At 71.4% G+C, this 22,272-nt stretch carries 19 protein-coding genes; 9 read left to right on the top strand and 10 right to left on the bottom strand.

What is annotated here, in order from left to right:
* Window positions 1-56 precede the first annotated feature (56 nt).
* On the top strand, window positions 57-1,154 hold the full coding sequence (locus tag ACFVJQ_RS23125; protein ID WP_385786357.1) for a DNA glycosylase AlkZ-like family protein: 1,098 nt from the start codon (window positions 57-59) through the stop codon (window positions 1,152-1,154).
* Window positions 1,155-1,169: 15 nt separating this feature from the next.
* Here the strand turns inward: ACFVJQ_RS23125 and ACFVJQ_RS23120 are convergent, their stop codons facing one another.
* Genes ACFVJQ_RS23120 through ACFVJQ_RS23110 form a run of 3 tightly spaced genes read right to left on the bottom strand, consistent with a single transcriptional unit; the run spans window position 1,170 to window position 6,540 of the window.
* A complete protein-coding gene (locus tag ACFVJQ_RS23120) occupies window positions 1,170-3,638 on the bottom strand; it encodes an amino acid adenylation domain-containing protein (RefSeq protein WP_385786354.1) in 2,469 nt (822 codons plus the stop codon).
* A complete protein-coding gene (glyA, locus tag ACFVJQ_RS23115) occupies window positions 3,635-5,041 on the bottom strand; it encodes a serine hydroxymethyltransferase (RefSeq protein ID WP_385786351.1) in 1,407 nt (468 codons plus the stop codon). The genes ACFVJQ_RS23120 and glyA overlap by 4 nt, the downstream gene beginning before the upstream one ends.
* Window positions 5,038-6,540 (bottom strand): class I adenylate-forming enzyme family protein, encoded by a 1,503-nt coding sequence (locus ACFVJQ_RS23110; protein ID WP_385786348.1) that lies wholly within the window; start codon window positions 6,538-6,540, stop codon window positions 5,038-5,040. The genes glyA and ACFVJQ_RS23110 overlap by 4 nt, the downstream gene beginning before the upstream one ends.
* Before the next feature lie 295 nt (window positions 6,541-6,835).
* Between ACFVJQ_RS23110 and ACFVJQ_RS23105 the strand changes: the two genes are divergently transcribed.
* Both ACFVJQ_RS23105 and ACFVJQ_RS23100 read left to right on the top strand, forming a co-directional pair.
* Window positions 6,836-8,143 carry an acyl carrier protein gene (locus ACFVJQ_RS23105; RefSeq protein WP_385508743.1) on the top strand — a complete coding sequence of 436 codons (1,308 nt, stop codon included), beginning with the start codon at window positions 6,836-6,838 and terminating at the stop codon, window positions 8,141-8,143.
* A 23-nt stretch (window positions 8,144-8,166) separates the two neighbouring features.
* Complete coding sequence (locus tag ACFVJQ_RS23100; RefSeq protein WP_385508742.1) at window positions 8,167-9,051, top strand: DUF6039 family protein; 885 nt, start codon at window positions 8,167-8,169, stop codon at window positions 9,049-9,051.
* Between the two features lie 69 nt (window positions 9,052-9,120).
* Here ACFVJQ_RS23100 and ACFVJQ_RS23095 read toward each other — a convergent pair whose 3' ends face one another.
* Entirely contained in the window at window positions 9,121-9,831 is a 711-nt protein-coding gene (locus ACFVJQ_RS23095; protein WP_385508741.1) for a PIG-L deacetylase family protein, read from the bottom strand.
* 178 nt (window positions 9,832-10,009) lie between these two features.
* Between ACFVJQ_RS23095 and ACFVJQ_RS23090 the strand changes: the two genes are divergently transcribed.
* The 6 genes from ACFVJQ_RS23090 (at window position 10,010) to ACFVJQ_RS23065 (ending at window position 17,513) form a co-directional block, all read left to right on the top strand.
* Window positions 10,010-12,490, top strand: a complete 2,481-nt coding sequence (locus ACFVJQ_RS23090; RefSeq protein ID WP_385786344.1) for a DUF6039 family protein — start codon at window positions 10,010-10,012, stop codon at window positions 12,488-12,490.
* Between the two features lie 44 nt (window positions 12,491-12,534).
* Window positions 12,535-12,945 (top strand): DUF3224 domain-containing protein, encoded by a 411-nt coding sequence (locus tag ACFVJQ_RS23085; protein ID WP_385508739.1) that lies wholly within the window; start codon window positions 12,535-12,537, stop codon window positions 12,943-12,945.
* A gap of 462 nt (window positions 12,946-13,407) precedes the next feature.
* Complete coding sequence (locus ACFVJQ_RS23080; RefSeq protein WP_385508738.1) at window positions 13,408-14,118, top strand: Crp/Fnr family transcriptional regulator; 711 nt, start codon at window positions 13,408-13,410, stop codon at window positions 14,116-14,118.
* A gap of 1 nt (window position 14,119) precedes the next feature.
* A complete protein-coding gene (locus ACFVJQ_RS23075; protein ID WP_385786339.1) occupies window positions 14,120-15,469 on the top strand; it encodes a cation:proton antiporter in 1,350 nt (449 codons plus the stop codon).
* On the top strand, window positions 15,466-16,698 hold the full coding sequence (locus ACFVJQ_RS23070; protein ID WP_385786336.1) for a hydroxymethylglutaryl-CoA synthase family protein: 1,233 nt from the start codon (window positions 15,466-15,468) through the stop codon (window positions 16,696-16,698). Before ACFVJQ_RS23075 ends, ACFVJQ_RS23070 begins: the two co-directional genes overlap by 4 nt.
* A 2-nt stretch (window positions 16,699-16,700) precedes the next feature.
* Window positions 16,701-17,513, top strand: a complete 813-nt coding sequence (locus ACFVJQ_RS23065) for an enoyl-CoA hydratase-related protein (protein WP_385508735.1) — start codon at window positions 16,701-16,703, stop codon at window positions 17,511-17,513.
* A gap of 48 nt (window positions 17,514-17,561) precedes the next feature.
* On the opposite strand, the gene ACFVJQ_RS23060 is transcribed toward ACFVJQ_RS23065, so the two are convergent.
* The 6 genes from ACFVJQ_RS23060 to ACFVJQ_RS23035 form a co-directional block, all read right to left on the bottom strand.
* Window positions 17,562-17,945 (bottom strand): DUF3224 domain-containing protein, encoded by a 384-nt coding sequence (locus tag ACFVJQ_RS23060; RefSeq protein WP_385508734.1) that lies wholly within the window; start codon window positions 17,943-17,945, stop codon window positions 17,562-17,564.
* A 76-nt stretch (window positions 17,946-18,021) separates the two neighbouring features.
* Window positions 18,022-18,675, bottom strand: coding sequence for a YbhB/YbcL family Raf kinase inhibitor-like protein (locus ACFVJQ_RS23055; protein WP_385508733.1), 654 nt, complete (start codon window positions 18,673-18,675; stop codon window positions 18,022-18,024).
* A 39-nt stretch (window positions 18,676-18,714) separates the two neighbouring features.
* Window positions 18,715-19,521 (bottom strand): thioesterase II family protein, encoded by an 807-nt coding sequence (locus ACFVJQ_RS23050; RefSeq protein ID WP_385508732.1) that lies wholly within the window; start codon window positions 19,519-19,521, stop codon window positions 18,715-18,717.
* Window positions 19,522-19,534: 13 nt separating this feature from the next.
* On the bottom strand, window positions 19,535-20,794 hold the full coding sequence (locus ACFVJQ_RS23045; protein WP_385508731.1) for a beta-ketoacyl synthase N-terminal-like domain-containing protein: 1,260 nt from the start codon (window positions 20,792-20,794) through the stop codon (window positions 19,535-19,537).
* Window positions 20,791-21,030 carry a phosphopantetheine-binding protein gene (locus tag ACFVJQ_RS23040; protein WP_385508730.1) on the bottom strand — a complete coding sequence of 80 codons (240 nt, stop codon included), beginning with the start codon at window positions 21,028-21,030 and terminating at the stop codon, window positions 20,791-20,793. Before ACFVJQ_RS23040 ends, ACFVJQ_RS23045 begins: the two co-directional genes overlap by 4 nt.
* A gap of 21 nt (window positions 21,031-21,051) precedes the next feature.
* Entirely contained in the window at window positions 21,052-22,272 is a 1,221-nt protein-coding gene (locus tag ACFVJQ_RS23035; protein ID WP_385786331.1) for a hydroxymethylglutaryl-CoA synthase family protein, read from the bottom strand.

Below are 22,272 nucleotides of genomic sequence, written 5' to 3'. Positions count from 1 at the left end.
CGGGCGGCGGGCGCCGTGGGTAGGGTGCTCGGGACGTGTGAGAACAGGGGGCCGTTGTGAGCAGCACACACCGCAACGACGTGAGCCGGGAGCAGGTACTGGCCTACCGGGTCGCGGCGCATGGATTCGGCCGCTCGTCCACCACGCCCGAGGTGCTGGTCCTCGGGGCGCAGGACACGCCGCACGGCGCGGCCCGCACTGCGCTTGCCGCGCGCGGCGCCTCCGCTGACGGGATGGAGTCCGTGTGGTCGTTCCGGGGCGCTCCCCATCTGCACCGTCGGGAGGAGCTCGCCGCTCTCGCCGCGGCCCTCTGGCCGGTCGACGACACTGACGCCACCGCCCGGATCAACACGTCCGCCATCAAGGACGGGGCGAAGCTCGGTCTCGAAGCGTTCCGCGCCACTGCGGAGGCGTTCCGTACGGCGGTGACCGCGCCGATGGCCAAGGGCGAGGTCAGCACCGCGGTCAGCGCGTCCGTGCCGGAGTCGTTGACGTACTGGTGCGCACCGTGCGGAGCGCAGCACATCTCGGGGCTGCTCTTCCAGCAGGCCGGGCTGCCCGGGGCCGTGCGGGTCGGCACGGCCGGGTCCGGGACGGTGCTGGAACCGCTGGAGCCGCGTTTGCCGATGCCGTCCGAGGCGTCCGGGACCGCCGGGCTGATCCGCGCGTATCTGCGTTTCCTGGGACCCGCCACCCCCGCCGAGGTGGCGAAACACCTCGGCACCAAGCCGACCGTCGTCAAGTCGGTGTGGCCGGATGAGCTGGAGGAGGTGCGGATCGAGGGGCGGAAGGCCTGGCTGCCCGCCGCCGACCTCGACGCGCTGCTCGCGGCGCGGAAGCAGGACCTCGTCCGGCTGCTCCCGCCGGGCGATCCCTTCCTCCAGGCACGCGATCGTGCCCTGCTCGTCCCCGACAAGAGCCGCGAGAAGGAGATCTGGCGTCCTCTCGGTGCCCCCGGCGCCCTGTTGGTCGGTGCGGAACTCGCCGGGACCTGGCGGGCCAAGGCCGCCGGCCGCAGGCTTGATGTGACCGTCACCCCCTTCGCGCTGCTCGCCCCCGCCGTCCGCAAGACCCTGGAGGCCGAGGCCGAGGCCGTGGCTTCGGCCCGGGGTGCCGCCGACGTCCGGCTGCTGTTCGCAGACGACGCGTCGTAGGGCCGGTCGCCCGGATCATTCCGGTAGGCCCTGGGTCCCGTCGCCTTCGGCGGCCAGGGTGCGCAGCCGTGCCGCGAGCTTGCGCACGGTGGGGTGGCCGAAGAACTCGGCCACCGGCAGGTGCGGGTCGATCAGCTGCACGATGCGCATCGCGGCGAGGGAGTCCCCGCCAACGGCGAAGAAGTCGTCGTCCGGGCCGGGCGGTCCGGCCTCGAGGATCCGCTGCCAGGCGTCCGCGACCCGCCGCTCCCACACGTCACCGGCCTGTCCGCCGTCCGCGTCCGCCGCCCGGGGCGCCGGCAGGGAGGCGCGGTCCACCTTGCCGTTGGGCGTCAGGGGAAGGGCGTCGAGCAGGACGAACGCCGCGGGGACCATCGCCGCCGGCAACAGGGAGGCGGTGTGGTGCCGCAACTCCCCTGCCGTCACCCGGTGTCCGGGACGGCGGACCGCGTGGGCGACGAGGCGCCTGTCGTCCCCGGTGGCGCCCTGCGCGGCCACCACACATGCCTTGACCGCGGGATGCCGCGCCACGGCGGCTTCCACCTCGCCCGTCTCGATGCGCACCCCGCGGATCTTCACCTGGAAGTCGACGCGCCCGAGGAGTTCCAGCCGCCCGCCCGCGTCGTACCGGGCCAAGTCGCCCGTGCGATAAAGGCGTTCCCTGACGACGGGGCCGTACGACCACGTGAAGAACCGGTCCGCGGTCAGCTGCTCGTCACCGATGTAGCCGCGGGCCAGCCCGTCGCCCGCCAGATGGAGTTCGCCGACCACGCCCGCCGGCACCGGGCGGCGCGCGGCGTCGAGAACGTAGGTGCGCTGATTGGCCATCGGGCGGCCGTACGGGATGCTCGTCCATTCGGGATCGACGTGGGTCACCTCGTGCACCGTCGAGTGGATCGACGCCTCCGTGGCTCCGCCCAGGCTGATGAAGCGCAGGCTCGGAGCGAGCGCCCGGACGCGGGCCGGCAGCGTGAGCGGGATCCAGTCGCCCCCGCACAGGGACAGCCGCAGCGAGGTCAGATCGGCGCCGGTTCGCTCCGCGTGGGCCACGAGCAGCTCGTACAGGGACGGGGCCGAGTTCCACACGGTGACGCGGTGCTCGCGGATCAGGCGCGCCCAGTGCGAGGCGTCCTTCTCCCATGAGCGCGCCGGTACGACGACGGTGCCGCCGGCCATGGTCATGCCGAGGAACTCGTAGACAGACATGTCGAAGCCGGGGGAGGAGAGGGCGAGGACCCGGTCGCCGGGGCCGACGTGGAAACGCGTGTTGATGTCGACCAGGTTGTTCAGGACGCCGGCGTGGCGCAGCGCGATGCCCTTGGGCCGCCCGGTCGAGCCCGAGGTGTAGATGACGTAGCACAGGTCGTCCGGCGCAACCGTGACGTCCGGTGGCGCTGCGGGCCGGCCGGCGATCTCGGCCGCGTCGCCGTCCAGGCGGACCGTGCGCACCGACGGCAGCCCGAGGCGATCGGTGAGGCCGTCGCGGGTGACGACGAGCCGGCAGTCGGCGTCGGTGAGCATCGCCGCGAGGCGGGCCGCCGGGTACGCCGGGTCGAGCGGAACGTAGGTGCCGCCCGCCTTCATCACGGCGAGGGCAGACACCAGGGACTCCGCCGACCGCTCCAGACACAGCCCGACCAGCGTCTCGTGCCGCACGCCCAACTGCCACAGATGGTGAGCGAGCCGGTTCGCGGCGGTGTCGACGTCGGCGTAGGTGAGGCGCCGGTCGCCGTCCACGACGGCCACCGCGTCCGGCATCTCGGCTGCCCGGCGGGCGAAGGCGCCGTGGATCGTGCCGTCGTGGAGTGCCAGGTCGGTCCGCGTGTCGTTCCATGCGAGCAATGTCGTGCGCAGCTCGGCCGGCGACTGTGGTTCGAGGTCCCGCACCGCACGCGCGGGGTCGGCCACCGCGCCCTCGAGCAGCGTCCGGTAATGGCCCGTCAGACGCCGCACCGTCGCTTCGTCGAAGAGTTCGGCGTCGTACTCGGCGTCGAGTTCGACGGCGTCGTCCCGCGGTACGACGCGCAGGCACAGCTCGCCGTACGGTGCGGTCTCGCGGGGCGTGCCGAGCGCGAACCCGACCGGCGCGTCGCCGTCGGCCGAGCCGCCCGCCGGTTCCTTCAGCTGCCGGTCGGCCTGGCGGAGCAGCTCCGCGAAGGACGTGTCAGCGGAGGCGTCGAAGCCGACGACGCGCGACCCACCCCGCGTCAACGCCCCGAAGGCCACGCGGGCCTGGCCCGAGTAGCGCGCCATCAAAGCGGCGAAGGCCGCGAGCAGCACGGCCTCGACGCCGGGCGCCGAACCGTCCGCGACGGCACGCCGCCCAGGGCCGAGGCGCGTGAGTGGCACCGACTCCCGTGTGCGGGCTCGCAGTCGGCGGCGGCCGGGACGGGCGGGGCGGCGCCGGCGGTCGGTGGGCAGCCGGACCAGCCCCTGCTCGCCGTCCGTCGCGGGTGGACTCCAGGTCCGGGAAGCCGTGCTCACAAGGACACCTCCGAGCCGGTGCGCAGGGCGGGGGCGGGGTAGCCGGGCAGGGGGAAGCGGGCACACAGCTGTCGTACCTCGTCGCGCACGGAGCGCCGGATGTGCGGGTCGAGCGCGTGCGTGGTGTCGTCGACGCTGATCACGCCCGTGAGCACCCGGTCGATCAGCTCGACGCACCGGGCCATCTCGGCGGGGCCCATGCCGCGCTGGGCAAGGACGTTGGTGCCCAGCCGCAGCCCGCTGGTCACCAGGGCCGGCCGGGTGTCCCCGGGGATCGTGTTGCGGTTGGCCAGAATGCCGCACTCCTCGAGCGCGCGCTCGGCGACCAGGCCGCTGAGGCCGGCCGGCCGCAGATCGAGGACGACCATGTGGTTGTCGGTGCCGCCGGTCAGCACCTCGCGGCCGCGCCGGATCAGGCCCTCGGCGAGGGCCTCGGCGTTCTCCACGACGAGGCGGGCGGTCCAGCGCGCGGACTCGGTGCGCAGCATGCCGAGCGCCCTGGCCTTGGCGGCGATCGCCGCCGGGTTCGGGGTGCCCTGCGAGCGGGGGAAGACGGCCCGGCGCATCAGCTCGGCGAGGGTGGTCCGTCCGTCCGGGCCGGTCGCCCTGTGCTCGGCACCGATCAGGATGAGCCCGCCGCGGGGGCCGCCGAGCTGCTTGTAGGTGCTGGTGGTCGTGACATGGGCGAGATCGACGGGGCTCGGGTGTTCTCCCGCGGCCACGAGTCCCGCGATGTGCGAGATGTCCGCGACGAGATAGGCGCCCACGTCGTCCGCGACCGCCCGGAACCGGGCGAAGTCGATCCGGCGCGGATAGGCGCTGGCGCCGGCAACGACGACGCCGGGCCGGTGTGCGCGGGCCAGCCGCAGCACCTCGGCGTAGTCGATCCTGCCGTGGTCGTCGAGGCCGTACGGCACGGCCCGGAACCAGTGACCGGTGACGGAGGCGGCCGAGCCGTGCGTGAGATGGCCGCCGGAGTCCAGTCCCAGGCCGAGCAGGACGCCGCCGGGCGGCAGCAGGCTGGTCAGCACGCTCAGATTGGCGCTGGAGCAGGAGTGCGGCTGTACGTTGGCGTACCGCGCACCGAAGGCCGCGCGGGCCCGCTCCTCCGCGAGGCGTTCGACCTCGTCGAAGGCACCGGAGCCGGGGTGGTAGCGCGCCCCTGGATACCCCTCGGCGGTGACGTTGCCCAGGACGGCGCCCGCCGCCGCGAGCACCGAGGGGTCGGCGACGCTGGACGAGGCCACCATGGCCAGGGTCGAGGACTGCTGGGCGAGTTCACGGTCGAGCAGGGCGGCCAGGGCCGGATCGGCCTCCTCCAGGACCCGGGAGCCCTCGTCGAGCAGTGTCCTGTGCGGGGAGGGCGGGACGGCGCCGGCGGCCAGGTTGACCACCGGGCTCACCCGGCCTCTGCGACGAGCCGATCCCGCAGAACGTGCTTGAGCACCTTTCCGTTGGCGCTGCGCGGCATCGAGTCGACCAGCTGCCAGCGGGTGGGTATCTGCTCGGGGGAGAGCAAACTGGCCACGAAGTCCGGCAGTTCGTCCAGGTACCGGGGGTCCGAGAGGCCAACTGCCGCCGCCACCTCCTGGTCCCCGTCCCCCTTGGGGATGCCGAAGACGGCCGCCTGCCGGACCGCCGGATGCTCGTAGAGGGCGGCCTCCACCTCGATCGTGGAGACCAGCTTGCCGCCGGTGGTGATGGCCACGTTGCGCCGGTCGAAGAAGAAGAGGAGCCCGGTCTCGTCGACCCGGCCGAGGTCGCCGGTCCGGGTCCAGCGGTCGGCGTGCACCTTGGCGTTGAGCTCGGGGTTGTCGAAGTAGTAGCGCTTGGGCGCGGGGCTGCGCAGCCAGATCTCGCCGAGCTCGCCGGCCGGGACCTCGTCGCCGTTCTCGTCGGCGATGCGCAGCTCGGTGCCGCGCAGCGGGCGGCCGGTGGCCATCGGCACGGCGGGATCGAAGGTGTGGCCGATCGAGGCCGGCACCGCCTCGGAGGCCGCGTAGGACATGTTGAGTCGCGCGTTCGGCATCGCCTCCAGGAGCTTGCGGGCGATGGCGGGCGGCAGCGCCGTCGACGCGTTGGCGACGGTCTCCACACAGCTCAGGTCGTAGCGCTCGGTCGCGCCGCTGTACACCAGCTGCATGGCCAGCCACGGCGTGATCATGATCGAGCCGATGCTGAACTTCTCGATCAGCTGCGCCATCCGCTCGGGTGCGTCGATGGGGCAGATGACGAGTGTCGACGGGGTGTGGATGGAGAAGTTGACGGTGGTGGCGCTCGCCGTGGTGCCCAGGGGCATGGGCGTCAGCAGCGGTTCGGGGTCGCCGAAGAGATGGAAGCCCTCCGGGCCGCGGCCGTAGGTGAGGTTGCCGTGCGGTGAGGCGGATCCCTTCGCGGGTCCTGTGGTGCCGGAGGTGAAGAGGATGTCGGCGATGTCCGTGACCGACACCGGGATGCGCGGATCGCTGGTGTCGGAGGCGGCGATGGTGGTGACGGTCCCGGTCAGCCCCGTGAAGGCGGCGGGCGGCACCACGTTCTCGCCGTGCAGGATGCCCACCGCGGAGCACCGGTTCATCCGCGCCATGATCTCCTCGGTGCCCACGCTCCGGTTGAGGTGGGTGGCTGTCGCCCCGGACTTCAGGACCCCCAGATAGGCAACCGCGTAGTTGATCCAGTCCAAGCCGTGGAAGACCAGCCCCACGACCTGCCCCCGGCCGACCCCGGCGTCGCGCAGCCCGCGGGCCACGGCGTTGGAGCGGCGGTCCCACTCGCCGTAGGTGATGACGGGGCCGTCGTCGATGTTGAGCGCGATCCGGTCGGGCTGGAGTTCCGCACGTCGTCGCAGCAGGTCATGGGCTGTGTAGCCGGTGGTGATCTCCGGCGTGTAGGTGCGCTCGGCCATCGGGGCTCCTTGTCCACGCCGGCGATCGGTCGCCGGCGAACTGACGGTCCGGTCGGGGCGTGACGGGCGGTACCCGGCCGCCTCCGACGCTACGAACGACGGCGGGTGTGCGATGCCCAGGATTGAGCGAACCCGCGCAGTCGGCGCGGTCGCGGGGCGAGTGGCGCGCGAGGGCGAGGAGATCCACCGCGGTCGGCCCAGACGCACAGAGACGCTCACAACAGAGCAGACGGGAGAGTGCGCGGCGGAAAGTCTGGGAGCGGTGGTCCGTTCGCGAGCGCGTGAGGAGGAGAGCATGGGAGCACCCGCCGCGTGGAGTGTCCTGCGCCGGAGCGAGCATGGTGAGCTGGTCCTGGCCTGTGACTTCTCCGCCGCCGGCCGTCCCATAGCGACGTTCTCCGAGTTCGCCGAGCTGCTGACGGCCGACTGCGACCTGTGGGAGACGGCGCCGCCGTCGCCGCGGGAGACCGTCGGGATGACGGGTGCGGACCAGGTCGCCCGCTGGGCGCGGGACGTACGCGGCTCGGGCCGCGAGGTGCGAGCGGTCCTGGGGTTCTGCACCGGTGCCCTGTACGCTGCGGCGCTGGCCGAGGAGATCGCCGGCTGGCAGCGGCGGCCACGGCTGATCCTGCTCGATCCCGAGCCGGCCAGGGCCCGGATGATGCTCGACTTCTACGAGTCGCTGGTCACCGTCAGATTCGCCTCGCTGCTGTCCCCGGACGAGGCGGCGGACGCCGTGCGACGGGGCCGGGAGCTTGTCACCGCCGACGAGTTGCGGCGTGGCCGGGACTCTGACAGCGGCGACGGGTTGCGGCGAGGCCGGGAGTCCGACGACGGCGACAAGTTGCGGCGTGGCCGGGACTCCGACACCGGCGACGAATTGCCGCGTGGCCGGGAGCTCGGCCCCGTCAACGAGTTGGGGCAGGGCGGAGAACTCGTCACCGGTGACGACGCCGGACTGCTGCGGTACGCACACCGGTTCGCCGCGCTGGTCCGGGACGTGGTGGAACCCGCGTTCGCCCGGGTCGGGCTGGGCGGCGAACGCACCGCCGAGTTCACCGGACTGTCCACGTCCTACCTGTACTGGATCGCCGCCGCCGAGTCCTGCCCGATCCGGCGGCCGTGGGCATCGGCGACCGCCGTGAACGGGGCCACACCGGACGCGGGCCTCTACACCTTCCCCCCGGCGGACCGGGCCGGGCTGGTGGAGCGCGCGATCCACCTCGATGTGTCCCACACCGATCTGCTGCGCAGCGTCGAGACCGCGCGTGTCGTCGACGACCTGCTGCGCCGAGAAGAGAAGGAAGGAGCAGACGTGGACGACCCCGGCACCGGGCAGCCGGACGAGTTGATCGCTCAACTCGTCTCCCTGTGGCGAGAACTCCTCGACGGCAAGGGCGAGGACGGCGCCGCCGAGATCGGCCCGGACACCAACTTCTTCGTGCGGGGAGGCCACTCCCTGCTGGGCATCACCCTGCTCGCGCGGGTGGAGGAGAGCACGGGCCGCAAGCTGCGCCTCGCGGATCTCTTCAAGTGCCCCACCCCCGCCCGCCTGGCCGAGCGCATACGGGCGTCGGACTCCCCCGTCGTCACCTCCCCCTGACCCCCAGCGAAAGGAACGCGACCATGACCTCCGTGGCCGAAGGAGCGCCCGCGCAGCGGTTCCGTCCCGCGCATCTGCAGAGCAGCGTGCCGCTGGACAAGGTGCTGCACTCCGCGAACGCCGGCTTCCTGGTGCACCGCAGCGGGCTGATCACCTACGAACACCGTGCGGAGGGGCTGCAGTTCGCCCACGAACTGGTGGAGCTGATCAACCCCGGCGACGTGGGCCACGTCTCCGTCTTCCTCTACGAGGAGCTGTTCGGGGCGTACAACCGGCTCCACTGGATCCTGCACATGAAGCACCCCAACGACTACGGGCGGCTGCTCGACAAGGTCGACCACGACAAGAAGTGGCGTGAGGTCACCGACCTCGACCGGCTGCCCACCAAGGGCGGTGGCGGCTGGGAGCGGATCTTCGTGGAGAGCAGCATCTCCGAGACGGTGATCTGCCCGCAGCACGGCCTCGGCCACGGCGACCACGAGCACTCCGACACCTTCCAGCCCGCGGCGAGGTTCCAGACGACCCTGCCGGCAGAACAGTTGCTGCACTCGGCCAACTCCGCGCTCACCGTGCACCGGGTGGTGCAGGCGCGGTACGCGTTCCGCGACGAGGCGCGGGTCTTCCTCTACGAGTGGGCGAACGCCGTCAACGAGGCCCTCCCCGGCTCGGCGACGGCGTTCCTCTTCGAGGAGATGTGGGGCCGCCAGGACCGGCTGCACACCCTGATCCACCTCTCCTCGATGGACGCCTACGTCCGCCTCACCGAGCTGGCCGAGAAGGATCCCGGCGTGCGTGCGCTGCTGTCCCGCCAGTGGATCCCCGGCTTCAAGGGCGGCGGTACCTGGGAGCGGCTCTTCGTCGACGGCACCATGAGCGAGACGCTGCTGGCACCGCGGCACCGGGACTGAAACACACGACGGTCCGGGGCCGGTGAAGCGACGGCTTCACCGGCCCCGGACCATGTCGGCGCATAGGGCCTAGCGCGTGATGACCTCCAGGGCGATGGTGGGGCGGTTGTCGAAGCGTTCCCCCATGGTGTTGGCGATCGAGGTGAACGGACCCCGGATGTCCTTGATCCCGATGCCGTTCAGATAGGCCGCGTGGGCCTCGATGGAGGCGATGGCCACGTCGAGCGTGTCGGTGATGTCCACGGCATGGGTCGGCTGCGGCGACTGCGCGATCGCGATGTGCTTCACCCCGCCCCACGGCTCCAGCTCCGGGTCGGGGAAGATCCAGCGGTTGCCGGCGTCGGCGACCGCGTCGAACAGCGCCTGCCCGGTGTGCCGGTGATCGGCCGAGTTCCGCTTGCCGCCGGGGAAGGTGTCGTGGTGGTTGAAGCCGACGACCAGTTCCGGCCGGTGGCGGCGGATCGCATGGGCGATGTCGCGGCGCAGGCCGACGCCGTACTCGATGACACCGTCCTGGTAGTCGAGGAACTCGACCTCGCCGACGCCGACGAGCTTGGCGCTGGCACGCTGCTCGGCCTCCCGTACCTCAGCGGCCCGCGCGGGCTCCATACCGTCGATGCCGGCCTCGCCACGGGTCAGCAGCAGATAGGCCACGTCCTTGCCTTCGGCCGTCCAGGCGGCGATCGCCCCGGCCGCACCGAACTCCACATCGTCGGGGTGGGCCACGACCGCGAGCGCACGGGTCCAGTCGGTCACCATCGGCTGTAGCTGGTCTGCCATCTCTCCATCCCTTCAGAGGGTCGGCCCCACATGCTCCGCCCGCGGCGCCGGACACGTCTGCTCACTGTTGGGCAGGCCGGGACGATTCCTTCGCTTGTGTACAGAGGTGTCGGCTCCTCCTGCGGAAGTGCTCAGTTGTGAGCTGTAGGCCTTCGTTCCGGCGCCCTAGCTTTCGGACATGTCGACCGACCCTCCTGACCGAGACGGATCCGAACCGGAACGCATCGAGACGGTGCACGGCCTGCTGCGTCAGCGGGCCGAGCGGGAGCCCGAGCAGATCGCCATCAATGTCGCGGGCACGACGACGCTCTCCTTCGGGGCGTGGGAGGAACGTTCCAACGCGGCGGCGCGGGCCCTGCTCGACTGCGGTGTCCGGCGCGGCACCCGGGTCGCCCTGTTCTTCACCGGCCAGGACTGGGTCGACTACGCCGTCGCCTATCTCGGCGTGCTCAAGGCCGGCGGCACCGGTGTGCACCTCGCCGCAGGCCTCCACCCCGACGAGGCGCGCAGGCGCTGGACCGAGACCCGGGCGGCCGTTCTGGTGCACGGCACCGACGTGGCACCACCGGCCGGATTCGAGGGCTGGGTGCGCGCGGTGTCGCAACTCGACGGCGACACCGCCCCGGTCGACGTGCCCGTCGGCGCGGACGACCTGGCGGACATCCTCTACACCTCGGGCACGACCGGCCCGGCGAAGGCCTACACCAACCCGCACAGCACGCTGACGCACGGCCGCCGGCCGGCCGGGCTCAGGCGGCTCGACGGCTCGGCGCCGCTGCTCGCGCCCATGCCGATGGGGACGCCGTCCAGCGCGATGAGCGCCTCGCTGATGCCCCTGAACTCACCGTCCATGGTGATCCTCTGCGATCCCGACGACATCGAGGGCATGGGCGCCCTGATCGCCCGGTACCGCGTCGCGACGGTGCTGCTGACCCCCTGGACGGGGCTGCGGATGGTCACGAGCCGGCTCGCCGAGCGGCACGACCTGAGCAGTGTGACGACACTGGCGCTCGCGTCGGCGGCGCTGCCGGCGTCCACGGCCACCGCGCTGCGGGCGATGATGCCGGACGTCGCCATCAACACCGCATACGCCCAGGGCGAGGCGGTGCCCGCGGTGATCCTCGGGTCCTACGACCCCGCGCGGCCGACGGCGCTCGGCCGTCCGGCGCCGGGTACCGAACTGCGCGTCGCCCGTCCCGACGGCGAGCCCGTGCCCGACGGCGAGATCGGCGAGATCTGGCTGCGTGCGCAGGCCGCGAGGCGCCGCTATCTCGACGAGGCCCTCAACGCCGAGCTGCGCCAGGGAGGTTGGATCCGCACCCGCGACCTGGGCTATGTCGGCGGCGACGGCGACCTCTACCTCTTCGACCGGATGGTGGACGTCATCCACGCCGGGGAGCGGCCGGTCTCCTCGATCGAGGTGGAGGGCGCGCTCTACGACCATCCCGCGGTGCGCGAGGCGGCCGTGCTCGGCGCACCCGGCCCGGACGGCGGTGAGCGCGTCGAGGCCGTGCTCGTACTGGACGCCCCGGAGCAGGCGGACGACGTACTGGCCTCGCTCCGGGAGCGGCTGAGCGCCCATCAGCTCCCCTCGGTCGTGCACCTGGTCGAGGCCCTGCCCCGCGGGGTGACCGGCAAAGTCCTCAAGCACCGGCTGCGCGAGTGGCTGTCGATTCCACCGAAAGATCCGACCCTGAAGGGCAGGAACCCTGTCATGAGTCAAGAGTCCACGCAGTTCAGCCTGCCGGTGGCGCACCGCCAGACCTCGGTGGCGCTGTCCGAGCTCCTCCACTCCGGGAACTCGGGCGTCGTGGTGGAACGGGTGGGGCAGTTGCGCGCCGAGTTCCGCTCCGAAGGCCGCAAGTTCGCCCGGGAGCTCGCCGAGTACATCAACACCAAGTACGTGGGCACCGCCAGCGTCTTCCTCTACGAGGAGACCTTCGGCACCGAGGACCGGCTGCACTGGCTGATCCACCTGGAGTCATTCGACGCCTACGAGAAGCTGATCGCCATGGGCAGCCAGGACGAGGGCTGGCGGGACGTCATCATGCGCAACCGCATTCCCGAGGAGCGGGGTGGCGGCTCATGGGAACGCATGTTCATCGACGGCAGCCTCCAGGAGGTCGTGCTCATCCCGCAGAGTTTCGGCATGTACGGCACGGCCGAGGAGAAGCCCGACACCGTGGTCGCCGTGGAGGGCGCGAACGTCGAGCGCTTCGTGGTGCCGACGGCCGCCCACCAGAGCAGCCAGCCCGACGACGAGGTGCTGAACTCCGCCAACTGCGGACTGCTGATGCACCGCACCGGGGAGCTGAACTACGCATTCCGTGCCGAGGGGCGGCAGTTCGCACGGGCCCTCGCCGAGGGATGGAACAAGAGCCTCGCCGGCCACGCGACGATCTATCTCTACGAGGAGGCATTCGGTCTGTCCGACCGGATCCACTGGTTCATTCATCTGCGTTCCATCACCGACTATTACCACTTGATGGGTTTGCGGGCCCGGGTCGACTCCGCCGCTCGTATGCTCTTCACGAAGCAGTGGATCCCGGACGAGAAGGGTGGTGGCGGCTGGGAGCGGATGTTCGTCCAGAGCACCCTGCAAGACATGGCTCTGACCCCTCAGCACTGGGGTATGTACGCCACTCGGACCCCCAAGTAACTGGCCAGCACAGAAATTCGCCACTCGATGATGAGGAGCACACGATGAGCACCACGGCCGCCGGCACCTTCGAACTCGTCTGGGACGAACAGCCGCCCTACCTCACGGATGAGGGCACCACGCTGTCCAAGGTCGTCGTCACCAAGACCTTCACCGGTGACCTCGAAGGCACGAGCGTCACCGAGTTGATCAAGGCCATGACCAGTGAACCGACGTCCGCGGGCTATGTGGCGATCGAGCGCTTCACCGGCACCGTGCACGGACACAAGGGCAGCTTCATCCTCCAGCACAGCGCGATCTCCACGCGCGGGGAGGGCGACCTGAGCATCGTCGTGGTACCCGACTCCGGTACCGGCGAGCTGAGCACCATCAGCGGCAAGCTCAATGTCGTCCCCACGGACGGCAAGCACAACTACACCTTCGAGTACGACCTGAACACGGACGCGTCGTCCTGACGTCCGAGGGCCGGGGCGGCGACCTCCGCCCCGGCCCCGGTCCGATCATCCACCGGCAAGCCAACCGACAGTTTTCGGCCGTACAACTGCCCGGAATTCACATGGCACGTAGGTGCTTCATCACTGGAAACCATCGGATTCCGGCCATAGTTTGAACGCCGGCGCTGCACACGCGTGAGCCGCACTCCGCGTTATGTGTGTCGCTGCCGACAACGGGGGCGTAATTCTTCATCCAAGGCTTGTCGCGGCTTTGTGCCCGGCGCCGGATGAATCATCAGCATATCGCCGTACACCTCCTTCGACGGTCGGCACATCAGTGGGCGCTGAGCAGCTGAACATTCCGGATGCAACTCGTCCGGACAGAACCGAAACGAGGGGGAAAGTGAACGGTTCCAGTTACAGCCAACGGCAGTGCACCAGTAGGGCCGGTCGGACCCGCACCGCGGAAGGGGGCCGCTGTCGATGATCCTCCCCCTTACCTCGGCACGGCTCGGCGAGATGCTCGCTCAGCTCATCCGCGCCCAGGCCCTGACCGTCACTACCGTCAAAGTCGCCCGCCGCGAGATCGTGTACGGATGTCTCGAACGCGACCGCAGCATCTACCTGATCGAACGGGGGCAGGTGAAGGCGATCGTGCCGTCCCGCGAGGGCAAGGAATGCCTGCTCGACATCTACTCCGTGGGCGAGGTCTTCGGCGAGCTCTGCCTGGTCGGGGAGGGCAGGACCGAGATGGTGTCGGCGATGACCCCGGTCGTGCTGTACCGCATACCGGCGGCCCAGGTCGTCGCGGCGATGGAGGACGCGGGGCTGCGCGACGAGATGGTGCGCCACATGGCGAGCCGCCTCTTCGAGCGTCAGCAGCTCATCGCCGGCCTGGTGACGGAGGACAGCGAGTACCGTCTCGCGGCCGTCCTGCTCCACCTGGGCCAGAAGCTCGGCCGGCGCGAGGAGCACCTGCTGCGGATACAGGAGAAGATCACCCAGGAGGAGCTGTCCGCGATGGTCGGCACCACCCGCTCCCGGGTGGGCTACTTCCTCAAGCGGTTCCGCAACGCGGGCCTGGTCAACCGGGGCCGGGACTGCTTCATGGCGATCCACGAGCCCCGGCTGCAGAACTTCATAGCCGAGGGCTATCAGCCCCGGCAGGTCTCCTCCCAGCGGACGGCTGCCTGAGATGCGCGTGCTCGCGTACGGGACGGCACCACCGCTCGACGCCCATCACGTCCAGCTCTTCCTGCTCCAGCTCGGCGTCCTGCTGTTGCTGGCGCTGTGCATGGGCCGGCTCGCCGTCCGGTGTGGCCTTCCGGCCGTCGTCGGCGAGCTGACCACCGGCATCCTGCTCGGGCCGTCCGTCTTCGGCGCCGTGGCCCCGGAACTCGCCGAACGGCTGCTGCCCGCACAGGCCGATCAGGCCCATCTGCTGGACGCGGTCGCCCAGTTGGCGGTGGTGATGTTCGTCGGCGTCGCAGGCGCCCATATGGACCTGGGCATGCTGCGGCGCAGACGCGGTGTGATCGTCAAGGTCAGCCTGGGCGGCCTGCTGATCCCGATGATCCTGGGCGTCGCCGCCGGTTTCCTGGTGCCGCGGGCGCTGCTCGGCGACTCGGCGGAGCGTCCCGTCTTCGCGCTGTTCCTCGGGGTCGCGCTGAGCGTCAGTGCGATCCCGGTGATCGCCAAGACGCTCTCCGACATGCGGCTGATGCACCGCAACGTGGGCCAGCTGACGCTGGCCTCCGCGGCGGTCAGCGACGCGGTGGGATGGTTTCTGCTCTCCCTGGTCTCCACCATGGCGATCGGCACCCTCGACGCGGCCGAGGCCGCCCTCGCCGTGCTGTCGCTCGCAGGTTTCGTGGTGGCCATGCTGTTCGTGGGTCGCCCCCTGGTCCGCTGGGTGATGCAACGGGTCAACCGGGCCGGCGACCCCGGCCCGGCGGCCGCCGTCGCGGCGATCGTCATCCTGCTCGGTGCCTCGGCCGGCCAGGCGCTCGAACTGGAGGCGGTGTTCGGCGCGTTCGTGGCCGGCCTGCTCGTCGCCTCGACGGTCGACCGGCGGCTGCTCGCCCCCCTGCACAGCGTCACACTCGCCGTCTTCGCGCCCCTGTTCCTGGCCACGGCCGGACTGCGGATCGATCTGACCGCCCTCGCCGACCCGGCCGTCCTGCTCGCCGGGATCGCGGTGCTGCTCCTTGCCACCCTCGGCAAGTTCGCCGGCGCCTATCTCGGAGCGCGGGCCGGACGGCTCAGCCGCTGGGAGGGGATCGCCATCGGCGCCGGGCTCAACGCCCGCGGCGCGGTGGAGATCGTCGTGGCCTCGGTGGGCCTGCGGCTGGAGATCCTCACCACCGCCGCGTACACCGTCGTGGTGCTGATCGCCGTGGCCACCTCGGTGATGGCGCCGCCGCTGCTGCGGTGGGCCACCGGCCGGATCGAGCAGAGCGCGGACGAACTGCTCCGCGAGGCCGAGACGGCCCCCGCGGTGCTGTCGGCCGCGCGGCCCGACGAGAAGGAGGGACAGGCCGGATGAGCGTGGGCATCGAGGCGATCAACGCCTACGTAGGGCGCGCCTGCCTGGGAGTGCGGGAACTGTTCGAGGCCCGGGGCCTGGACGCCCGCCGCATGGCCAACCTGATGATGGAGCGCAAGTCCGTCAACCTGCCGTGCGAGGACCCGGTCACCAACGCGGTCAACGCCGCCCGTCCGCTCGTACAGGCCCTGTCGCCGGCCGAGCGGGAGAAGATCGAACTGGTGGTCGTCGGCACGGAGTCCGGGCTCGACTTCGGCAAACCCATCAGCACCTATGTGCAGGACCATCTCGGCCTCGGCAGACGCTGCCGGTCGTTCGAGGTCAAACACGCCTGCTACGGAGGCACCGCGGCACTGCAGACGGCCGCGGCCGTCATCGCAGCCAGCCCGGTTCCCGGCGCCAGGGCGCTGGTCATCGCCGCCGACGCCTCCAGCGTCGCCGCCCGCGCGACCTATTGGGAGCCCTCACAGGGCGCCGGCGCGGTGGCCATGCTGGTCGGGAACGACCCGCAGGTCCTCGCCCTCGACCTGGGCGCCAACGGCTACCACAGCTTCGAGGTCATGGACACCCTGCGGCCACGGCCGGACCTGGAAGCCGGCGACTCCGACCTGTCGCTGATGGCGTACATGGAGTGCCTGGTGCACAGCTTCCGCGCCTACCGCGAACGCGTGCCCGCTGCGGAGCTGACGACCAGCTTCGACCATCTCGTCTTCCACACGCCGTTCGCGGGCATGGTCAAGGGCGCCTACCGCAGGCTGCGCAGAGCGGAGAGCCCCGCCGCGCCGGCCGAGATCGACGCCGACTTCGCGACCCGCGTCGAGCCGTGCCTGCGCTACGCCGTCCAGGTCGGCAACATCTACTCGGCCTCCCTCTACCTGGCGCTGTGCTCGCTCGTCGACCACGTGCCCTTGGACGCCCCGAAGCGGCTGGGCCTGTTCTCCTACGGGTCGGGCTGCGCCTCGGAGTTCTACAGCGGGGTCGTCACACCGGCCGGCCGACGGCGGTCGGCCGAGCGGGGCATCGCCGCCGCGATCGCCGACCGGTACCCGCTGTCCCTCCCCGAGTACGAGCTCATCAGCGACCTCAGCCTGCACCGCATGGCCGGGGTGCGCGACCACGCGTACGACACCTCCGCCTACGTCGACGTGTACGAAAGGCAGTTCGCCGGCCGCGGACTGCTGGTGCTCGACAAGGTCGTCGACTTCCACCGCCGCTACCGCTGGAGCTGATCATGGAATACCGGGCACTGGAGATCAGCCGACGCCCCGCGGCGCTGCGCGTCCTGCTCAACCGGCCCGAGCAGGGCAACGGCATCAACGCCACGCTGCTGCGGGAAATGCACGCCGTTCTCGACACGGCCGAGAGCGACCCCACCCTGCGGATGGTGGTGCTGGAGGCCGCCGGGCCGGTGTTCTGCTCCGGGATGGACTTCGCCGACGTGGCCGGCGGCGAGGAGACGGGAGCGCGGGACGGCGAGCAGGCGGCCGAGGGCGGCCGGGCGTTCTACGGGCTGCTGCGCCGGTTCACCACGACCCGGCGGATCATCGTCTCCGTCGTGGACGGCCGGGTCACCGGCGGCGGCGTCGGACTCGTCGCCGCAGGGGACTTCGTGTACGCCAGCGAGCGGAGCAGCTTCGCGCTGCCGGAGGCGCTATGGGGTCTGCTGCCGTGCTCCGTGGCACCGTTCCTGATCCGCCGCGTGGGCTTCCAGCCGGCGTACGCGATGACGCTGAGTACCCTGCCCGTCATGGCCGGACGAGCGGCCGGGACCGGCCTGGTGGACGAGGTCACCGATGACCCGGAGCCGTTGCTGCGTCGGCTCGCCTCGCGCCTGACGAAGATCGACGACGGCGTCATCGGCGACGGCAAGCGGTACTTCGGGCGGCTGTGGCCGGCGGTGGAGGAGTCGGAGGAGACCGCGGTGGAGGAGTTCGCCCGGCTGATGGCGTCACCGGCGGTGCGGGACCGTATCGCCGGCTTCGCCCGGCACCGGCGCATGCCGTGGGAGGCCCCTCGGGTGACCGCCGACCGTCTCCGGGCATGAGGGAGGGGCCGGCGCACTCGCACCGGCCCCTCTTTGATGTGTCGTCCGTCAGGTGAGGGAGAACTCCAGGGTGTAGTCGGCGTTGCGGTAGCCGCCCGTGCCGGACAGACCGGCCAGTTCGCCCGAACCGGATCCGGGGACGACCTCCCAGGTGACCTCCACACCGCTCTCCGCGTAGGTGCCGTAGGTCTGGAGCACGAAGGAGCCGGACCGGCCGGTCAGCTTGCCCTCGAAGCGCTGGGTGCCGACGAACCGCGTCAGCCCCTCCGTGACGTAGACGAGCAGCCAGTCCGCGCGGCCGCTGCCCTCCAGGTCGCCGGTGAAGGCGGCCTGGCAGTGCGCGGCGGCCTGCTTGCTCTGGCCGGCGCCCTCGGCGACCACCGACTCGACCCAGTCGGAGACGTCCAGGGTGCCCTTTGCGATCGTGGTCATTGCACAGCCTTTCGGGGTTCCGGTGGCGGACGGGCTGTTCCGCCACCACGTACGGATGGACGACGGCCCGCCCGGGTCAGCGGCCGAACACGACCGTCCGGTACCCCGCGGCGAGGGCGTGCGACTGCATGACGACGTTGACGGCCGCCATGGGGAGGTCCTTGGGCACCTTGATGTCCTCGACGTCGAGGGCCACCACGGTGAAGACGTAGCGGTGCGGGCGGTCACCGGCCGGCGGGCAGGCGCCGCCGTACCCGGTGGTGCCGAAGTCGGTCCGGCCGAGGACGGACGGTGCGGGCAGACCCGGGTCGCCCGGGGTGCCGGCACCCTTGGGCAGCGACTGGGTGGTGGCGGGGATGTTCCAGGCCGACCAGTGCCAGAAGCCGCTGGAGGTCTTCGCGTCCACGTCGAACATGGAGATGAGATAGCTCTTGGTGCCGGTGGGGGCACCCTTCCACTTGATCGCGGGCGACTTGTTCTTGCCGACGCCGGCGCACTCGAACCAGTCGAGCATCTCCTCTTCCGAGAAGGTCTCTCCGGGCGGGATGTCCGGCAGCTGCACGGTCAGGCGCGGGAGGTCGGTGGGGAGGGCCGGACGCTGGGCCACGGTGACCGGTTTGTGCCCACCGCCGCCGGTGGCTTCCGCGGCGGGGCTGACGACGGCGAATGCGGTGGCGAGGGCGGCGGTGCCCGCGACCGCCGCGGTGGTGAGCGATCGTCTCAGTCGCACGTGAAGTCCTTCCCGTAACGGTTCGTTGCGCCAGCAGGCTCACACGGCGGGCGGCTCGGCACTGCCCAAGATTGAGCAGGGCAGGGCGCGGGCCAGATCCTGGCCGAGGGCGCCGAGCACGTCGTTGCCGCCGTCCTTGAGGTAGAAGTGGCCACCGGAGAAGACTCGCATCGTGAACTCGGCCGAGGTCTCCTCGCCCCACGCGAGCAGCTCGGGCGGGTCCACCTCGGTGTCGTCGGCGCCCATGTAGGCGGCGACGGGACAGCGCAGCAAAGGGCCGGGCAGCGGGCGGTAGGACTCGTTCAGCTCGAAGTCGGCGCGCAGCGTCGGCAGCAGCAGGTCGAGCAGCTGGCGTTCCCCCAGCACCTCGGGCGGTGTGCCGCCCAGCACACCGAGGGCGCTGAGGAACTCGGCGTCCGGCAGCGTGGAGTATCCCTGCCGCGCGGTGGGCAGCCGCGGCGCCCGCCGGCCGGACACCACGACAAGCCCGGGACCCGGGTGCGGTCCTCCGGTGAAGCGCCGGGCCGTCTCGTAGGCGAGGATCGAGCCGAGGCTGTGCCCCAAGAAGGCGTACGGGCGGTCGAGATACGGCTCGAGGGCCTCGCACAACGGGTCCAGCAGCTGCTCGACCCTCCGGTACGGCAGTTCGCGTACCCGCGCTTCCCGGCCCGGCAGGACGACGCAGCGCACGTCGATGCCCGGGGCCAGCGCCAGCCGCCACGGCCGGTAGGCGGTGGAGCCGCCACCGGCGTGCGCGAAGCAGAACAGCCGGACCGCGGCGGAGTCCGTGCCGACCCCCGCGTCACCGGCCAGCCAGCGGGACGCCACCGTCGGATGTGTCTTCACCGTTCTCCCCGTCTCACTGGTGCTCCGGCCGGCCGAACACCACGCTGGTGTTGAAGCCGCCGAAACCGAAGCCGTTGGACATGGCGCGGCCGATGCCGGCCGGCTCGGACCGGGCCCCGACCAGCCGCCCGCCCTCGCCGATCGGCGTGACCAGGTTGGCGTTGGGATGGACGAAGCCGTGCCGCAGCTGTACGAGGGTGGCGACCGCCTCCACCACGCCCGCCGCGCACAGGCAGTGGCCGACCAGCCCCTTGGTCGAGTTGACGCGGGGACCGCCGGAGCCGAACACGGCCCGCAGCGCCTCCAGTTCCACCTCGTCGCCGAGCGCGGACCCGGTGCCGTGCGCGTTGACGTAGTCGATCCGCTCCGGCGAGAGGCGCGCGTGCCGCAGTGCCCGCAGCATCACGTCGGCCTCGTCGGCGGGGTTCGGATCGGCGAGTCCGTTGCCGGACAGCCGCATGGCGTAGCCCTCCAGCCGGGCCCAGGGGACGGCGCCGCGCCGGGCGGCGCAGGCGGCGGACTCCAGGACCAGGCAGGCCGCCCCCTGGCCGGGGACGAAGCCCTCTCGGTCGGCGTCGAACGGCCTGCCGGCCCGCTCCGGCGGGGTGCCCCGGCCTCCGGCCATCGCGCCCAGGTTGTAGAACGCCTGCCGCTCCATGTCCGACAGGTCGGTGAGTGCCCCGAGCACCAGACAGACGTCGACCGCGCCGGCGGCGACCAGCCGGGCCGCGTTGACGATGGCGACGTTCCCGCTGGCCGACGCCCCGCCGACGGTGTACCCCTCGCCGGTGATGCCCAGCAGCTGACTGACCGTGCCGACGTGGTCGGTGTCCATGAACTGCAGCGGGTAACGGGCGGGCAGATGCACCGGGCTGCTGGTGTAGCGGGGCCGCACTTCCTCCGCGTACCGGCCGCCCAGGTTGTGCCCCGCGACCACCAGCCCCAGCCGCTCGCCCGGGACCTGTGCCCGGTCGAGACCCGCACGCTCCCACCCCTCCAGGGCGACCGCCACGGAGGCCTGCACCGGCAGCGGCGAGCGGCCCGCGATCCGGGCCGCCGACCGGCGCAGCGGTTCCGCGCGATCCGCGACTGCCGTCCGCAGGTCGAAGTCCGGCAGGTCCGCGCAGAGCAGCGGCCGCAGGTGGCTGTGGCTGCCGTCGACGCTGCGCAGGCCGATGCCCGAGGTACCGGCGCGCAGCGAGCGGGTGAAGGAGTCGACGTCCGCCGCCGTCGAACACAGCACCCCCGCACCGGTGATCAGGACTTCGGTCACGGCGTGTGCCTGCGCAGCAGCCGGGCGAGGGAGCCGATGTCGTGCACGTCCGTGAACTCCGTGACGGAGAGGCTGATGCCCAGCGCGTCCATGGCCATGGTGACCACGTCGACCCGGTCGATGCTGTTGGCACCGAGGTCGGTGAGGGAGACGTCCTCCGTCACCAGGTCCGGGTCGACCTCGGGCAGAACCACCCGGACGCTGCTGCGGATCGCGCTCAGGACCGCGTCACTCATGGTCGTCTCTCCTTTCGGCGGTCATCGCCACTCATACATCCGGTGGTAGTCCTTGGTCCGGGTGTGGACCAGCAGCGCCCGGTCCTTCGGCAGATACGTCTCGTAGGCGTCGACGTCTACCGTCCGGTTCTCCACCGGCACCAAGGTGCGCAGGTTCTCCGGCAGCAGCCCGGCGTAGTCTCCGAAGGTCAACTCCCGCCGCCGCGACAGCTGTCCGCCGATGTCCATCGCCCGCACCGCACGGGCGGAGTCCGGGCCGGCCACCCCGCTGAAGAACTCCGCGGAGCAGCCGGAGCCGTAGGAGTAGAGACCGATCCGGACGTCCTCGTCGATCGCGGCCGTGGACAGCAGGCTGGCGAGGGCCAGATACACCGATCCGGAGCACAGGTTGCCGACCCGCGCCGGGAACTCCAGCGAGGGCTGCACCCGCCGGTCGAAGTCCTCGTCCGCCTGCCGTGCGCTCGCCCCGGCCTCGCGCATGAGCTTGCGGTGGGCGGCGCGGACCAGCCCGCTGAACGGAGTGTGCATCGCCAGCAGGCCGAAGGTGGTGCGCAGATCGGCGTCCTCGACCCGCAGCCGGTAGTCGGCGAAGCTGTGGGTGAGGCAGTCCAGGTAGGCGAAGAGGGAGCGGTCGACGTCCGCGATGTCGAACTCGGGGGTGGGCCTGGCCGAGTCGAGGGTCTCGTAGCTGTGCAGACCGAACGCGCCGAGGTCCAGCTCCAGCACGGTCGGCCGGTCGCCGAGCAGGACCGCGGCGGCGCCGTGGCCGGTGGCGGGCTCGGCGTATCCGGCCCGCTCGTCGACGAGGGCCACATCGGTGGCGACGACCAGGGCCTTGGCGCCGGGCGAGAGACCCGAGGCGAGATAGCCGGCGGCGAGCTGGAGCACTCCAGTCGCCGCGTAGCAGGCCTGCTTGGCCTCGAAGACACGGCAGCCGCGGCCGAGTCCCAGGTACTCGTGGACGTAGGAGGCGACCGACTTGCTGAGGTCGAGGCCCGACTCGGTGGAGGTGACGACGAGTTCGACGGCGTCCCGGTCGGCCTGGTCCAGCGCGTCGACGAGCGGTTTGGCCGCGTTGACGGCGTTGGTCACCGGGTCCTCGAAGGGCAGCCCGATGGAGCGCTGGTGCATCGCCAGATTGGCCAGCCGCTCCGGATCGAGTCCCCGGCCGGCGAACAGCTCCGGCACGGGGATCTGAGCGAGCCCCGCGTACACGTTGAGCGCTTCGATGCCGTAGCCCAT

Origin of the sequence: Streptomyces sp. NPDC127197, from assembly GCF_042672405.1 — a bacterium.
GTDB classification, from domain to species: Bacteria; Actinomycetota; Actinomycetes; order Streptomycetales; family Streptomycetaceae; genus Streptomyces; species Streptomyces flavusporus.
This window is presented reverse-complemented; position numbering and strand designations above follow the sequence as displayed.

Excerpts from the sequence above, each read along its gene's own strand:
- ACFVJQ_RS23110 (WP_385786348.1), bottom strand. The coding sequence starts at position 6,540 with ATGGCCGAGCGCACCTACACGCCGGAGATCACCACCGGCTACACAGCC.
- ACFVJQ_RS23075 (WP_385786339.1), top strand. The coding sequence starts at position 14,120 with ATGCGCGTGCTCGCGTACGGGACGGCACCACCGCTCGACGCCCATCAC.
- ACFVJQ_RS23095 (WP_385508741.1), bottom strand. The coding sequence starts at position 9,831 with ATGGCAGACCAGCTACAGCCGATGGTGACCGACTGGACCCGTGCGCTC.
- ACFVJQ_RS23080 (WP_385508738.1), top strand. The coding sequence starts at position 13,408 with ATGATCCTCCCCCTTACCTCGGCACGGCTCGGCGAGATGCTCGCTCAG.
- ACFVJQ_RS23105 (WP_385508743.1), top strand. The coding sequence starts at position 6,836 with ATGGGAGCACCCGCCGCGTGGAGTGTCCTGCGCCGGAGCGAGCATGGT.
- ACFVJQ_RS23070 (WP_385786336.1), top strand. The coding sequence starts at position 15,466 with ATGAGCGTGGGCATCGAGGCGATCAACGCCTACGTAGGGCGCGCCTGC.
- ACFVJQ_RS23060 (WP_385508734.1), bottom strand. The coding sequence starts at position 17,945 with ATGACCACGATCGCAAAGGGCACCCTGGACGTCTCCGACTGGGTCGAG.
- ACFVJQ_RS23090 (WP_385786344.1), top strand. The coding sequence starts at position 10,010 with ATGTCGACCGACCCTCCTGACCGAGACGGATCCGAACCGGAACGCATC.
- ACFVJQ_RS23035 (WP_385786331.1), bottom strand. The coding sequence starts at position 22,272 with ATGGGCTACGGCATCGAAGCGCTCAACGTGTACGCGGGGCTCGCTCAG.
- ACFVJQ_RS23065 (WP_385508735.1), top strand. The coding sequence starts at position 16,701 with ATGGAATACCGGGCACTGGAGATCAGCCGACGCCCCGCGGCGCTGCGC.
- ACFVJQ_RS23100 (WP_385508742.1), top strand. The coding sequence starts at position 8,167 with ATGACCTCCGTGGCCGAAGGAGCGCCCGCGCAGCGGTTCCGTCCCGCG.
- ACFVJQ_RS23085 (WP_385508739.1), top strand. The coding sequence starts at position 12,535 with ATGAGCACCACGGCCGCCGGCACCTTCGAACTCGTCTGGGACGAACAG.
- ACFVJQ_RS23040 (WP_385508730.1), bottom strand. The coding sequence starts at position 21,030 with ATGAGTGACGCGGTCCTGAGCGCGATCCGCAGCAGCGTCCGGGTGGTT.